Origin of the sequence: Nocardia sp. CC227C (assembly GCF_030767025.1) — a bacterium.
Taxonomy (GTDB): Bacteria; Actinomycetota; Actinomycetes; order Mycobacteriales; family Mycobacteriaceae; genus Nocardia.
The window spans coordinates 56,542-73,115 of sequence record NZ_JASITE010000022.1 but is presented as its reverse complement, the minus strand read 5'-3'; the positions used below and the strand labels follow the sequence as shown (position 1 = coordinate 73,115).

General features: G+C 71.7%; 2 protein-coding genes (both only partly in view). Both read right to left on the bottom strand.

The annotated features are described in order from the left end of the window. Nucleotides 1-11,423 carry the 5' end (the start) of a non-ribosomal peptide synthetase gene (locus QMO76_RS31590; RefSeq protein ID WP_306365016.1) on the bottom strand. It extends 14,083 nt beyond the left edge of the window, so the window shows 11,423 of its 25,506 coding nt (coding positions 1-11,423); its start codon is at nt 11,421-11,423; its stop codon lies off the left edge, out of view. Beyond that, a protein-coding gene (locus QMO76_RS31585) for a non-ribosomal peptide synthase/polyketide synthase (protein ID WP_306365015.1) crosses the window boundary here: on the bottom strand, nt 11,423-16,574 show its final stretch. It continues 13,250 nt past the right edge of the window; the window shows 5,152 of its 18,402 coding nt (coding positions 13,251-18,402); its start codon lies beyond the right edge, outside the window; the stop codon is at nt 11,423-11,425. Before QMO76_RS31585 ends, QMO76_RS31590 begins: the two co-directional genes overlap by 1 nt.

The window sequence follows — 16,574 nt, the reverse complement described above, 5'->3', positions numbered from 1 at the left end:
TCGCGGACCTGCTCCAGCACGATGTCGGCGGAAATGCCCTCTCCGGCAATGTATCCGACCAGGCATTCGGTGCCCGCCGTATCTTCCGCCAGCAGTACGGCGGCATGGGCGACACCCGGCGACGCCAGCAGCGCCGCCTCGATCTCACCGAGTTCGATGCGCTGGCCGCGCAGTTTGACCTGGAAGTCGTTGCGGCCCAGGTACACCAGGTCCCCGTCCCGATTCCAGCGCACCAGGTCGCCGGTCCGGTACATGCGGCTGCCCGGTACGCCGAAGGGGTCGGCGGTGAAGCGTTCCGCGGTGAGCGCGCCGCGGCCCTGATAGCCGCGGGCCAGCTGCGCGCCGGCCAGGTACAGCTCGCCGGTGACGCCGGTCGGCACCGGGCGCAGCCGAGCGTCCAGCACATAGGCGCGGGTGTTCCAGTTGGGCCGGCCGATCGGAACCTCGTGGTCGGCGTCGCTCGTGCCGAATTCGTGGTAGACGGCGGAGATGGCCGCCTCGGTGGGCCCGTAGGCGTTGTGCACCGCGCCGCCGACGTGCTCGCGCAGCAGGGTCAGCAGTTCGGCGGGCAGCGCCTCGCCGCCGGTGTGCAGATGGCGGAACGAGCGCAGCGCGTCGCCGTGTCCTTCGGCGATGAGCGCCGCCAGCACCGACGGCACGTGTTCGGCGATGGTGACGCCGAAGTCGCGCATGAGCCCGGCCAGATAGTCGAGATCCTGATGGCCGCCGGGCCGCGGGATCAGCAGCGGCGCGCCGACGAGTGCGGGCAGGAAGCATTCCCACACCGAGACGTCGAAGGTGAGCGGCGCACGCTGCATGATCCGGTCGTCGCGGGTGACCCCGTACCGGCTCTCGAGCCAACGCAGCTGATTCATGATGGCGGCGTGGCTGGTCGCCACACCTTTGGGCAGACCGGTGGAGCCGGAGGTGAACAGCACGTAGGCGAGATTGTCGGGGCGCAGCGGGGCGCGGCGCTCGGCGTCGGTGACCGGTCCGGCGGGTGTGGACGGCTCCACCGCGGCGATGTCGAGGTATCGCACGCCGTCGACCAGGGGCAGGTCGACGCCACCGACCGTCAGCACCAGCGCGGTGTTCGCGGTGGCGAGGACGTGTGCGATGCGCTCGGCCGGATGCTCCGGATCGACCGGCAGATAGGCCGCGCCCGCCTGCACGACGGCATGGAGCGCGATCACCATGTCGAAGCAGCGGTGCGCGGTGACGCCGACGATGTCGTCCGGGCCGACACCCGCCGCGATCAGCTCGCGCGCCAGCCGATTCGCCCGCCCGGCCAGTTCGGCGTAGGTGAGCGAGTCGCCCTCGAAGCGGAGGGCGACGGCGTCCGGATCGAGTTGGGCCCGCCGGTCGAGCAGGTCGGCGAGGGTTTCGCGGGGCAGCGGCCGGACGGTGGCATTGCGGTCGGCCAGCAGCAGTCCCCGCTCGGCCACCGACAGCAGCTCCACATCGCCTGCCGCACACCGCGGATCGGCGATCATGGCGCGCAGCACCCGTTCGAAGGCGGCGAGGAAGTCGCGCGCCGTGGCCTCGTCGAACAGGTCGACGGCGTAGTGCAGGTGCATGTCGATGCCCGCGGGCGCGCCCGCGGTGTCGTAGCGGTCGGTGAGGGTCCAGTCCAGGTCGAACTGGATGGGGCGCACCCCCGCGTCGATGGCGGCGATGGCCAGGCGAGCCAACCGGAACTCGGGCCGGCTGTGGTTCTGCAGGGTGAACCCGACCTGGTAGATCGGCGCATGCGCTTGGGAGCGCACCGGATTCAGCACCTCGACCAGCTGCTCGAACGGCACCGCGGCGTACTCGAAGGCGGCCAGATCGGTATCGCGCACCTGTGCCAGCAGTTCGGCGAGGGTGGCGTCGGGGCGGATGTCGGTGCGCAGCACCAGGGTGTTGACGAACATGCCGACCAGGTCGTCGAGCGCCTCGTCGCCGCGACCGGCGACGGGCGTGCCGATGACGATGTCGCGGGTGCCCGAGAGCCGGGCCAGCAGCACCGCCAGTGCGGTGTGCAGCACCATGAACGGGGTGGCACGAGCGGCATTGGCGAATTCGACGGTGGCCGCGTGCAGGTCGGCGTCCAGGCTCCCGCTCACCTCGCCACCCCGGTTGGTCGCGACGGCCGGGCGGGGGCGGTCCGTGGGCAGGACCAGCACCTCGGGCACGCCGCGGAGCCGGTTGCTCCAGTAGTCCAGCTGCCGGGCGAGCACCGAATCGGCGGCGTCGGCGCTGCCGAGCACCTCGCGCTGCCAGAGCGCGAAGTCCGCGTACTGCACGGGCAGGGGTGCGCTGTTGGGCGCGGTGTCGGCGCAGCGCGCGACGTAGGCGTGGGCGAGGTCGCGGGTGAGCGGCGCGAAGGACCAGCCGTCGGCGGCGATGTGGTGGATGACGAACAGCAGCAGGTGGGTGGGCTCGTCGGCATCGGTGAGCCGCAGCAGGCGAACGCGCAACGGCACCTCGACGGTGACGTCGAAGGTGGTGCGCGCCAATGCCTCCACCAGATCGGGGAGTTCCCCGGCGGTGACCGGTTCCGCCACCGGGTCCACCAGGCGGGTGTCCGGGGGCAGGATCAGTTGGGTGGCCTGGCCGTCGTATTCCGGGTACAGCGTGCGCAGTGTCTCGTGGCGGGCGATGAGGTCGGCGACGGCGCGGCGCAGCGCGGAAACGTTGAGCTGACCGGTGAGGCGGAGGGCGAAGGGGATGTTGTAGCCGCCCCCGCGGGCGTCGAAGCGGTTCAGGAACCACATGCGCTGCTGGGCGATCGACAGCGGGATGGTGTCGCCGCGGTGCCGGGCGGTGACCGGCGGCAGCGCCACGGGTGCTGCGGTGGTCGGCTCGGCGGCGTCGATCCGGGCCGCCAGGGCGCGGACGGTGGCGTTGTCGAAGATCGTCCGCAGCGGGACGGGGACGCCGGTGCGCTTGGCGAGACGGGCGGCCAGCCGGGTGGCGATCAGCGAGTTGCCGCCCAGGGCGAAGAAGTCGTCATCCGCGCCGACCGGGGCGGTGAGTTCGAGGACGTCGGCGAAGACCGCGGCGACGAGGCATTCCGAACGTCCGGTGGGGGTGCGGAACTCGCGTTCCTCGGGGGCGGGCGCGGGCAGCGCGGCGCGGTCGAGTTTGCCGTTGGCGTTCAGCGGGAGCTCGTCGAGGCGGACGAACGTCGACGGGACCATGTAGGAGGGCAGCGACAGCGACAATGCCGCTGTCAGGGTGGCGGCATCCGGTGCGTGCCCACCCTGCGCCCCCGGCGCGGACTGCCCGGGCGCGGGGACGACGTAGGCAACCAACCGATCGCCGGCCGGGGGGTCGTTGCGTACCGTGACCACTGCTCGGGCCACCGAATCCTGGGCGGTGAGCGCGGCCTCGATCTCACCGAGCTCGATGCGCAGACCGCGCACTTTGACCTGGAAGTCGCTGCGGCCCAAGTAGATCAGCTGGCCGTCCGGGTTCCAGCGCACCAGATCGCCGGTGCGGTACATGCGCTCGCCGACGTCGAAGGGATTGGCCACGAAGCGATCCGCGGTCAGGTCGGCGCGGCCGAGGTAACCGCGGGCGAGCTGGGTCCCCGCGAGGTAGAGCTCGCCGACGAGCCCGGGGGCGACGGGCCGCAGACGGGAATCCAGCACGTAGACACGGGCATTCCAGACCGGGCCGCCGATCGTGATCGGACCGTCCACCTCGGCGGGGACCGGCGCGGACGTGGCGTGCACGGTGAATTCGGTGGGGCCGTACAGGTTGTGCAGCGGGGTGGCGCCGAGGCGGCGGAGGGCGGCGACGGTGTCGGCGGTCAACGCCTCACCCGCGACCAGCAGGGCGCGCACGGAGTCGACCGCGCGCGGCGGGGCCTCCTCGGCGAAGGCCCGGAGCATGGACGGGACGAAGGAGGTGATGGTGACCCGCTCGGCCGCGATCACCTCGGCCAGGTAGCGGGGGTCGCGGTGGCCGTCGGGCGCGGCCACGACCAGCCGGGCTCCGGTCGCCAAGGGGCCGAACAGCTCCCACACCGAGACGTCGAAGGTAGCGGGGGTCTTGAGCAGCACCACATCGTGGATACCGAGCCGGTATTCGGTGGTGATCCAGCGAATCTGGTTGAGCGCGGCGGCATGCGGGACGGCCACGCCCTTCGGGCGGCCGGTCGAGCCCGAGGTGAAGATGACGTAGGCGACGTGGTGCGGGCGCAGCGGGGCCAGCCGGTCCGCGTCGGTCAGCGGCGCGTCGTCGTAGCCGGTGGTGTCGAGTTCGTCGATGCGGAGACGGGGCACACCGGGGAAACCGGGACCGTCGTCGGCGCTGAGCACGCAGACGGGTGCCGCGGTCTCGATCACATGGGCTCGGCGCTCGGCCGGGTGGTCGGGGTCCAGCGGCACATAGCCGCCGCCGGCGGCCAGCACCGCGTACATGCCGATGACCAGGTCGACGGAGCGCCGCAGGTCCAGGGCGACCAGGGTTTCCGGTCCGACGCCGCGAGCGACCAGGTGGCGCGCCAGGCGGTGAACCCGGGCGGCGAAGTCGCCGTAGGTCAGACTGATGCCCTGGTGGACGACCGCGGTGGCGAAGGGGCTGCGGGCGGCCCGCGCCTCGAACGGCGACAGCAGGGTCGCACCATCGGGCAGCGGGTGCGCGGTGTCGTTCCACTGCGCCAACACCAGGGCGCGTTCGGCGGTGCCGAGCAGGTCGATATCGCCGATCCGGACTCGCGGGTCGGCGATCACGGCCCGCAGCACCCGGACGAAGCGGGTGGCGAAGGACGCCGCGGTCTCGGCGTCGAAGAGTTCGGCGGCGTAGCGCAGGCTGCCGCCGAAGCCGCCGGAGCGTTCGCCCGCCACCAGGTGCAGATCGAATTTCGCCGTGGCATCGGCGATCTCGACGGGGGTGACGGTCAGATCGGGCAGGACCGGCCGCGCCGCCGCGTCGTCGTCGGTGACGCTGAGCATGACCTGGAACAGCGGATGCGCGCCGGTGGAACGGTCGGTGACGAGATCGTCCACCAGGCGTTCGAACGGCAGGTCGGCATGTGCGAAGGCGGACAGATCGGTATCGCGCACCCGAGTCAGGAAGTCCGCGAACGGCATCGCGGCATCCACCCGGGTGCGCAGCACCACGGTATTGACGAACATGCCCACCAGGTCGTCGAGTGCACGGTCACCGCGCCCGCCGACCGGCGCGCCGACGACCACGTCACCGGTGTCCGCGAGTCGGGACAGGGTGGCGGCGAAGGCGGCGTGCACCACCATGAACAGGGTCGCGCCGTGGGCGCGGGCGATGTCCCGAAGCCCGGACAGCACGTCGCCCCCCGCCTCGAACTCGACCGCTCCCCCGGTGTTTCGCGGTTGCGCTGGTCGCGGTCGGTCGGTCGGCAGCGGCAGCTGGGCGGGCAGGTCGGCGAGGGTGTCGCGCCAGAAGCCCAGCTGCTCGTGGGCGAGGTCGCCCGGGGTGGTGTCGGAGCCGAGCAATTCGCGCTGCCAGAGCGTGTAGTCGGCGTACTGGATGGCGAGCGGTTCCCAATCGGGAGCCTGGTTCGCGCGTCGAGTGGTGTAGGCGCGCACCAGATCTCGGATCAGGGGCGGCATCGACAGCGCGTCACCGGCGATGTGGTGCAGCACCACGACGAGGATGTACTCGTCGGCCGATGCGGTGTCCTCGGCCCGGTCGACCAGCAGCAGTGCGACGCGAGACGGCGGCTCGCGGGTGACATCGAACGGGGCCCGCACGAGGGCGGCCACGGCCTCGGACACCTCGGCGGCGGCCACCGGTACCGGACTCAGGCTCAGCCCCACCTCCGCGACGGCCAGCACGCTCTGGTACGGACCGGATTCGCTGTCGGGGTAGCAGGTGCGCAGCGATTCGTGACGGGTCAGCACATCGAGGGCGGCGCGCTCCAGCGCCACGACGTCCAGGCGGCCGCGCAGGCGCAACACCACGGGGAGGTTGTAGAGACCGGACCCGCCCTGTTCGCTCTCCAGGCGGTTGAGGAACCACAGCCGCTGTTGCGCCAGGGAGAGCGGCACCCGATCGGGACGGGCGCGGGGCGTGAGAGCGGGCCGTGACGCGGTCTCGGCGAGCGCACCGACGGCGGTGGCGAACTCGCCCACCGCGGGGGCCTCGAAGAGAACGCGGACCGGTATCCGCGCATCCAGTTCGGCACCGATCCGCGCGGTCACCCGGGTGGCGGTGAGTGAACTGCCACCCAGAGCGAAGAAGTCGTCGTCCAGGCCGACGCGCTCGAGCCCCAGCACCTCCGCGAAGACATCCGCCACCAGACGCTGGACGGCGTCGACGGGAGCGCGGAAACGCTCGGCCGCCAATACCGGAATCGGCAGTGCCCGGCGGTCCAGTTTTCCGCTCGCGCCCAGCGGCAGGGCATCGAGTTCCCGGATGACGGTGGGGACCATGTACGCGGGCAGTCGCCGGGTCAGGCCGGCGCGCAGCCGGTCGACATCGAGCTCGGCCCCGGGGGTGCGCACGACATAGCCCGCCAGATAGTCGCCGGAATCGGCGCCGACCAACCGGACCGCCGCCTGGGCGACCTCGGGTGCGGCGGCGAGCGCGGTCTCGATATCGGCGAGTTCGATGCGCTGGCCGCGGAACTTGACCTGGAAGTCGGTGCGGCCCAGGTAGATCAGCTCCCCCGCGGTGGACCACTTCACCAGGTCGCCGGTGCGGTACATGCGCTCGCCGCTGCCGAAGGGGTTGGCCACGAAGCGATCCGCGGTCAAATCGACCCGCCCGTGATAGCCGCGCGCCAATTGCGCACCGGCTAGATACAGCTCGCCGGGTACGCCGATCGGCGCGGGACGCAGCCGGGCGTCCAGCACATAGACCCGGGTGTTCCACTCCGGCTCACCCATGGGCACCGGCTGGTCGCCCGGCTCGTCCACCTCACGATGGGTGACGGTGACGGCGGCCTCGGTGGGGCCGTACAGGTTGTGCAGTCCGGCGTCGCTCACCGCGCGGAAGGCGGCGACGGTCTCCGGCGGGAACGCCTCACCCGCGACGAAGACCTCGCGCAGCGAATCGAGTTCGCCCGGATGCGCGTGGGTGGCGAAGACCGCGAGCATGGACGGGACGAAGTCGGTGAGCGTAATGCCGTACCGGGCGATGGTTTCGGCGAGATAGCGGGCGTCGCGATGCCCGTCGGGATCGGCGAGCACCACGGTCGCGCCCGCGCGCAGCGGCAGGAAGTAGCCCCACAGCGAGACGTCGAAGGTGGCGGCGGTCTTCTGGAGGTAGCGGTCGGCGGCGTGTACTCGGTACTCGGCGTGCATCCACGCCATCTGGTTGGCGATGGCGCGGTGGCTCACGGCCACGCCCTTGGGCGCTCCGGTGGAGCCGGAGGTGAACAGAACGTAGGCCGGATGGTCCGGGTGCAGGGGGGCGCGGCGTTCGGCGTCGGTGATCCGTGCGGCCGAGTGCGCCCGGGGGTCGAGGTCGTCGACGCGGTACAGCGGAGCCTCGAGACCCTCGGGGAGGATGAAGTCGTCGGTGGTGGTGGTCAGCACCACGCGCGGGCGGGCGGTGGCGAGGATATGGGCGATGCGGTCGGCCGGGTGGCTCGGATCGACGGGCACGTACGCGCCACCCGCGCGCAGCACCGCGTACATGGCGATGACGAGTTCGACCGAACGGGCCATGGCGAGGACGACCAGCGATTCCGGTCCGACCCCCGCCTCGATGAGCAGCCGGGCCAGGCGGTTGGCCCGCTCGGACAGTTCGGTGTAGGTGAGCTCGGTGTAGGTGAGCTCGGTGTCGCCGGAGATCACGGCGACCGCGGCGGGGGTGCGGCGCAGCTGGGCCTCGAAGCCCTCGTGCAGGAACCGTTCGGTGACCTTGTGCCCGGTGGCATTCCAGCTCGAGGTGACATAGTCGAGCTCGCCCGCGTCCAGGATGTCGATGTCACCGATGGAGCGATCCGGATGCGCGGCGGCGGCACGCAGCAGGCGGAGGAACTTGGCCGCGAACTCCCGCACCGTCGCGCGGTCGAAAAGATCTGTGGCATAGGTGAATTCGGCACGGTATCCGGCATCGCGCTCGGAGACGGTGAGGTTCAGGTCGAATTTCGCGAAATCGGAGTCGAATTCGACCGGCGCGGTGTCCAGGCCGGGCAGCACGGGTGTGGCCGCGCCGAGATTCTGCATGAACAGCGCCACCTGGAACAGCGGGTGGCGGTTGCGGGCGCGGGCCGGATTGAGCACTTCGACCAGACGCTCGAACGGCACGTCGCGGTGGGCGAAGGCGCGCAGATCCCGCTCCCGCGCGTGCGCGACCAGATCTGTGAAGGACGACCCCGCCGCCACCCGGGTGCGCAGCACCAGGGTGTTGACGAACATGCCGACCAAGTCGTCGAGCGCCCGGTCGCCCCGCCCGGCGACCGGGGTGCCGATGGCGATATCGGTGGTCCCCGATAGTCGTGCCAACAGTGCGGCCAGCGCGGCGTGCAGCACCATGAACGGGGTCGCACCGCCGTCGGCGGCCAGGCGGTCGATCGCCGCACGCAGCTCGGCGTCGATGGCGAACTCCAGCGTGGCGCCCCGATAGCTGGATACGGCCGGGCGCGGCCGGTCGGCGGGCAGATCCAGCTGCGCGGGCAGGTCGTCGAGTTCGGCGGTCCAGAAGGCCAGCTGGCGGGCGGCGGTGGAGTCGGGGTCGTTCTCGTCGCCGAGCAGTTCACGCTGCCACAGGGCGTAGTCGGCGTACTGCACGGGCAACGGCTCCCAGCCGGGATCGCCGCCGTCGCGGCGCGCGCCGTAGGCCAGCACCAGATCGCGCACCAGCGGGGCGAGGGAGACACCGTCGGCGGCGATGTGGTGCACCACCAGGACGAGGGCGTGGTCGGCGGGTCCGATCCGGAGCAGTTCGACGCGCACCGGCACCGCGCCCGCCACGTCGAAACCGCGCCCGGCCGCCGCCCGCACCGCATCGCTCAACAGCTCGGCGGCGATATCGCGCGGGGTGAGGTCGAAGGCGATATCGTCCCGGACGACTTGGACCGGCTCGGCGGCCGTCTGCGGGTAGTAGGTGCGCAGGATCTCGTGGCGTGCGACCAGATCGGCGACGGCGGCGCGCAATGCCGCCGTATCGAGTTCGCCGCGCAAGCGCAGTGCCACCACGATGTTGTCGACCGCCGCCGCATCGAAACCGTCCGCGGCGCGGTCCGATTCGGTGTGCGCGAGGCGGTTGAGGAACCACATGCGCTGCTGCGCGGGCGACAGCGGCACCCGATCGGGCCGCGGTCGCGCCACCAGGGCGGGCAGGGCCGATGCCGGAGCGACGGTGGCGGCGAGCGCGGCCACCGCCGCCACCGTGGGACGGTCGAAGAAGTCGCGCACATCGATGGCGATGCCCAGCGCCTCGGCGGTACGGGCGATGGCCCGGGTGGCAATCAGCGAATTACCGCCCAGGGCGAAGAAATCATCGTCCGCCCCGATCTGCTCGACCCCGAGCAGATCGGCGAAGATCGCGGCCACGGTGAGTTCGGCGGCCGTCTCCGGCTCGCGGTACGCGGTGACGCTGTCGGTGAACACGGGTTCCGGCAGGGCGCGGCGGTCCAGCTTGCCGTTGGCGTTCACCGGCATGGCGTCGAGCACTGTCAGCAGCGACGGCACCATGTACTCCGGCAGCAGTTCTCGGGTCGACGCGAGCACCGCCGCGGTGTCCATATCCCGTTCACCGACCACATAGCCGACCAGATGGTCTCCGCTGACGTGCCGGTGCAGGACCACCGCCGCCTGCGCCACCGCGGCGTGCCGCAGCAGCGCGGCCTCGACCTCGCCGAGTTCGACGCGCAGGCCGCGCAGCTTCACCTGGAAATCACTGCGGCCCAGATATTCCAGTTCGTCCGGACCGCCGTCCACGGCGCGTGTCCAGCGCACCAGATCGCCGGTGCGATACATCCGGTCACCCGGCGCGCCTTCGGGATTGGCCACGAACCGCTCCGCGGTCAGGCCGGGCCGCGCCACGTAGCCGCGGGCCAGCTGCACCCCCGCCAGGTACAGCTCGCCGACCACCCCGGATGGCACCGGGCGCAGATCGTCGTCCAGCACCAGCAATTCGGTGTCGTCGGCGGCGGAGCCGATGGGCACCATATCGATGTCGGCGGCGGTGACCTCGTGCGCGGTGACGTCCACGGCGGCCTCGGTGGGACCGTAGAGGTTGTGCAGGCAGGCGCCGCTCACATCGCGGAAGGCGGCTGCGGTCGCGGCGGGCAGCGCCTCACCGGAGGAGAAGACGGCACGCAACGAATCGGCCGCGGAGGGGTCCGTGCTCGCCGACTGGATCGCAGCGACGAAGACCGCCAGCATGGACGGCACGAAATGCGTGATGGTGACGCCGTGTTCGGCGATGGTGCGCAGCAGGTAGGCGGGGTCGCGGTGACCGTCGGGCGCCGCGATCACCAGCGTCGCACCGGTCTGCAACGGCCAGAAGAACTCCCACACCGACACATCGAAGGTGAAGGGCGTCTTCTGGAGCACCACATCGCTGTCGTCGAGCCGGTAGAGCCGTTGCCGCCAACGGAGATTGGCGACGATGGCCCGGTGCGACACCGCCACGCCCTTGGGGCGGCCGGTGGAGCCGGAAGTGAAGATGACGTAGGCGGTGTTGTTCCCCACCGGCTGCGATCGATAGGGGCTCGCGCTGAGCGCGGTGGTATCGGATTCGGTGTCGCCGGCGGTGCGCTCGAATTCGTCGATGCACAGCACCGGCACGTCCGCGTCGATATCCGGCCGGTCGCCGGTGGTGGTGAGCACCAGCGCGGGGGCCGCGACATCCAGCACGTAGGCGATGCGATCGGCGGGGTGCTCCGGATCGATCGGCACATACGCGCCGCCCGCCTCGAGAATGGCGTACATGCCGACCAGCAGCTCGAAGGAGCGGCGCACCGACAACCCCACCAACACATCGGGACCGACGCCGTAGTCCAGCAGCCGCCGTGCGAGTGCGTGCACGCGGGCGGCGAATTCGGCATAGGTGAGGCTCTGGTCGCCGCAGCGCAGCGCCACCGCGTCGGGGGTGCGGTGCACCTGCTCCTGGAACAGGGTCACCAGGGTCTCGACGGGGGCGAGGTTCGGGACCAGCACCCCGGCGGCCGCGTCGACGGCGTCGGCGAGCAGATCCTCCAGCACGGCGGCCAACGCGCCTTCCGCACCCTCCATCAGGCCGGGCAGCTGGCCGGAGACCACCACCTGGACCAGGGCGTCGGGTTCGAGCGCACCCCCCATGGCCTCGGCCAGCACCCCGACCTCGGCGGCCAGGGCCGCGTAGCTGACGGTGGTGTCGCCGTGCCGCAGGGCGGTGCGCTCGGGTTCGAGCGCGGCGACCGTTTCGATGAGATTCGGCAGGTCCGCTGTGCCATAGGCGCTGCGCAGCGCCGCGTGACTGCCGCACCGGCTCAGGGCTACCGACTCCGCGTGTTGCATCAGACGTTTCCTTCCGTATCGATCTCAGCGCTCGCGGGACCCTGCGTGGTTACGCGGGCTGCCGCCTCCGGGCCTGACGCGACCGCTGGCGGACCTGCCGAGCGAAGGACCAGACCGCGCGCATCCCCGGCGAGGGTGTGCAGAGCCTGGGTGAGGCCGCCCGCACCGAGGGCGGCCACGATGCCGGGTGCCAGTCCGGCGAGGGCGACCTGTACCACTGCCTCCGGCTTCGCCGCCGCGCCCATGGCGCGGACCACGGCGGCGACCTTGGTGTCGAGGGCGCGATAGGTGATGCGGTGCTCGCCGTGGGCGAGCGCGATGGCATCGGGTGCGAGCGCGGCGGCGGCCGCGACGAGCGCCGGGAGCTCCGCCGGATACTCCGCGCGTTGCCTTCCGGACTCCGCGTCGGCCACGGCGGCGGCATTCGCCCCGCGCCGATTCCGCTCCGCCGCAGTACCGCTCTCGTGGCCCACCGCAGTACCGCTCTCGCGCCGCGCCACAGCACCGCTCTCGCGGCCCGCCACAGCACCGCTCTCGCGGCCCGCCGCGGTACGCCTCTTGCGCTCCACAGCGGTACGGCTCTCGCGCTCCGCCGCGGTGCGGATATCGACGGCCCGCACGGGGGCGGCGGGATCGTCGGCGATGGCCCGCAGTACGAGCAGCAGGCGGTCGGCGAGGAGCCGGACGGTGGCGGCGTCGAAGATGTCGGTGGCGTAGGCGAACCGCAGCCGCAATCCGGTCACCCGGCCGCGCACGTCGTAGCGCTCCATGCCGGTGAGATGCAGGTCGAACTTGGTCTCGCCGAGTTCGGGTTCCAGCACCTCCACCTCCACACCGGGCAGGGCGACCTTCCCGGTGGGCATGTTCTGGAAGGTCAGCATCACCTGGAACAGCGGCGAGGATGAGCTGGACCGGGTGCGGCCCATGGCCTCCACCACCCGTTCGAACGGCACATCGGCGTGGGCGAACGCCGCGAGATCGCGGTCGCGCACCCGCCGCAGCAGCTCGCCCACCGGCAGCGCGGCGTCCACCTCGGTGCGCAGTACGACCGTATTGACGAACATGCCGATGAGGTCGTCGAGCGCCCGTTCACCGCGGCCCGCGACCGGTGCGCCGATGGCGATGTCGCGCACGCCGGACAGCTTCGACAGCAGCACCGCGAAGGCGGTGTGCACCACGCCGAACAGGGTCGCGCCGTGATCGCGCGCCACCACCGCCAGGCGGGCGGTGAGATCCGTCCCGGCCTCGATCTCGAGCGCGTCGCCGTGCATCTCGCGCCGCGCCGGGCGGGGACGGTCGGTGGGCAGCGGCAACTGTTCCGGCACACCGGCCAATTCGGCCGTCCAGAACGCCAGCTGCCGGGACAGCAGGCTGTCGGGATCGGTGTCCGAGCCGAGCAGCTCCCGCTGCCAGGCGCTGAAGTCGCCGTACTGGATCGCCAGCGGTTCCCACGCGGGAGCGGCGTCGCCCAGACGCGCGGTGTAGGCGAGCACCAGATCGCGGGTCATGGGCGCGACCGAGTAGCCGTCGGCGCTGATGTGGTGCAGGACCACGACGAGCACGTGCTCGGTCGGCGCGATCCGCCACAGACGAGCCCGCACCGGCACGGCCGCGGTGACATCGAAGCCCTCGCCGACGAACTCGGCCAGCCGCGCGTCGAGCTCGTCGTGCGCCAACGGAATCGGCGTGAGATCGAATGCGACGTCGGTCACGGCGAGCACCTCTTGCACCGGCTCGCCGCCGATCTCCGGGTAGCGGGTGCGCAGAATCTCGTGGCGGCCCAGCACATCCCGCACGGCCGCGGTCAGCGCCCGCCCGTCCAAGGCGCCGGTCAGCCGGATGGCGACGGGCACGTTGTAGGCCGCGGCGTTCGGCCGCAAACGGTTGAGCACCCACATGCGCTGCTGGGCGAGCGACAGCGGTGCGGGGCCGCTGCCGACGCGCCGTGTCGGCAGCGGGCGGGCCGCGCCCGGTTCGGCGGTGCTCAGCCGGTCGGCGAGGCCGCGGACCGTCGGAGCCTCGAATACCGCGGCCACCGGCACCCGCACGTCCAGGTCCTCGCGGAGGCGAGCGGCCAGCCGGGTCGCCATCAGCGAATTGCCGCCCAGCGCGAAGAAGTCGGTATCCAGCCCGATGCGCGCGTCGGTGGCGATCACCTCCGCGAACGCGGCGGCCACCAGTTTCTCGGTGACGGTCGCCGGATCGCGGTGCTCCGCTTCCGGCAGCGCCGGATCGGGCAGCGCGGCCCGGTCGACCTTGCCGTTGGGATTGAGCGGCAGGCTGTCCAGCACGACCACGGCGGCCGGGACCATATAGCTGGGCAGCGCACCGGCGAGGGCCGACCGCAGCGCCGCGGCCTTCTCGTCGCGCTGCTCCGGAAGCGCCTGCGGCACGGCCGCATAGGCGACGAGTCGGTTTCCGGCCGCGACCGGGCGGGCCACCGCCACGGCGGCACGCACCCCGTCGCAGCGGCGCAGCACCGTCTCCACCTCGCCGAGTTCGATGCGGTGGCCGCCGATCTTCACCTGGAAGTCGGCACGGTCCAGGTACTCCAGTTCGCCGTCGGTGCGCCAGCGCACGATATCGCCGGTGCGGTACATGCGGCCGCCGGAGAACGGGTCGGCGACGAAGCGGTCGGCGGTGCGAGCGGGCAGGCCGTGATAACCGCGGGCCAGCTGATCGCCCGCGAGGTACAGCTCGCCGGGTACGCCCACCGGCACGGGCCGCAGGCGGCCGTCGAGTACGTACCCGCGGCTGTTCCACGCCGGTCCGCCGATCGGCACGCGCTGCCCGGTCGCTGCCCGGACCTCGTGCGCGGTGATCGAGACCGCGGCCTCGGTCGGGCCGTACAGGTTGAACAGCCTCGCGCCGCCGGACTTCGCCAGGAATTCGGCGGCGGTGGCGACGGGCAGGGTCTCACCGATGGTGAGCACGGCGCGCACCGGGGCGGGCAGCGGTCCACCCGCCGACAGCATGGCGAGCAGTGACGGCACCGGGTACAGCACCGTGACGCCGTGCCGCTCGATCAGGTCGCGCAACCGGTCCGGATCGCGTTCGTCGCCGGGCGCGGACACCACCAGGCTGCCGCCGGTGACCAGCGGCGACCAGAACTCCCACACCGACAGGTCGAAGGTGGCGGGCGTCTTGAGCAGCGCCCGATCGCCGGGACCGAGCTCGAAAGTGTGCCGCAGCCAGTGCAATTGGTTGCTGATCGCCGCGTGCGACACGGTGACGCCCTTGGGCTTGCCGGTGGAGCCGGAGGTGAAGATGAGGTACGCCGGGTTGTGCGCACGCAGCGGGCGCACCCGCTCGTGGTCGCGGACCGGCTCGGGCGACAGCGCGGTGAGGTCGAGCGCGTCGACCTCGTGCACCGGGCGATCCGTGTCGAAGGGCAGCCCATCGGCGGCGGTGGTGAGCAGGCACACCGGTGCGGCGGTGTCGATGATGTCGGCGATGCGGTCGCCCGGATGGTCGGGGTCTATCGGCACGTACGCGCCGCCGGCCTTGACCACCGCGTACATGGCGACCACCAGATCGACGCCGCGCCGCATGGCCAGCGCCACGGTGCGCTCGGGAGCGACGCCGCGGGCGATGAGGTAGCGGGCCAGCCGGTTCACACGCGCGTCGAATGCGGCGTAGTCCAGCGAGTTCCCGTCGGCGTCCACCAGCGCGAGCGCGCGCGGGGCGACCGCCACCCGGGCGTCGACCAGAGCGGGGAGCGTGGTCGCGGGCACCGGATGCGCGGTGTCGTTCCAGTCCCGCAGCATCCGTTGGCGCAGCTCGGGTCCCAGTAGGTCGACAGCGCCGACGGCGGTGTCCGGTACGGCCGCGACCGCCGCCAGCATCCGGGTCAGTGCGTCCACCACCCGCCGGGCGGTGTCCGCGGTGAACAGGTCGGTGGCGTAGCCGAGGGTCATGGCCATACCGGCGGGCGATCCGGCCTCGCCGTATTCGTCGACGGCGAACAAATGCAGATCGAATTGCGCTATGTCGTTGTCGAATTCGACCTCGGAGACGGTCAGCCCGGGCAGGCGCAGCGCCGCCCGCTCGTGGTTCTGGAAGGACAGGCCGACCTGGAACAGCGGATGCCGCGCGGTGGAGCGTTCCGGATTGAGCACCTCCACCAGCCGCTCGAACGGCACGTCGGCGTGGGAGAAAGCGGCGATATCGACGGCGCGCACCCGGGTCAGCTGCTCCGCGAAGGACACGGCGGGGTCGATGTCGGTGCGCAGCACCAGGGTGTTGACGAACATGCCGATCACGTCGTCCAGCGCGCTGTCGCCGCGCCCGGCGATGGGCGTGCCGATGGCGATGTCGGAGCTGCCCGAGAGCCGGGCCAACAGCGCCGCGAAAGCGGCGTGCACCACCATGAACAGGGTCGCGCCGCGTTCCCGGCCCACCGCGACGAGCCGGGCGTGCAGGTCGGCGTCCACGGTGAAGTGAATCCGCTTGCCGCGCAGACTCTGCCGGGCCGGACGCGGGTGGTCGGCGGGCAGGTCCAACTGGTCGGGCAGCCCGGCCAGGGTCTTCCGCCAGTAGCTCAGCTGCTGCGCGGCCAGCGAGCCGGTGTCCTGTTCCGAGCCGAGCAGTGCGTGCTGCCACAGGGCGTAGTCGGCGTACTGGATGGTCAGCGGCGTCCACGCCGGAGCGCATCCGTCCAGGCGAGCCGCGTAGGCCACCATGAGATCTCGCACGAACGGCACCAGCGAGGAACCGTCGGCCGAAATATGGTGCAGCACACCGGCGAATACGTGTTCGGTGGCGTCGATGCGGAACAGTCGGACCCGGACCGGGATATCCGCGGTGACGTCGAAGGTGGTGTCCGCGAGCGCCCGAATTCGCCGGGGCAGTTCGGCTTCGGCGACCGGCTCGGGTGCGAGGTTCGGCACGGCCCGGTCGGCGGGCAGGATCACCTGCGCCGCCCCGGCCGCGGTCTCCGGATAGACCGTGCGCAGCGACTCGTGCCGGTCGATCACGTCACCGAGCGCGGCCGCCAACGCCTCGACGTCGAGCGCTCCCGAGAGCCGCAGTGCCAGTGGGATGTTGTAGGCCGTGGAGGTGCGGTCGAAACGGTTCAGGAACCACATGCGCTGCTGCGCGGGTGAGAGCGGCAGCCGTTCCGGCCGGACTCCCGCCGCCAGCGCCGGCCGT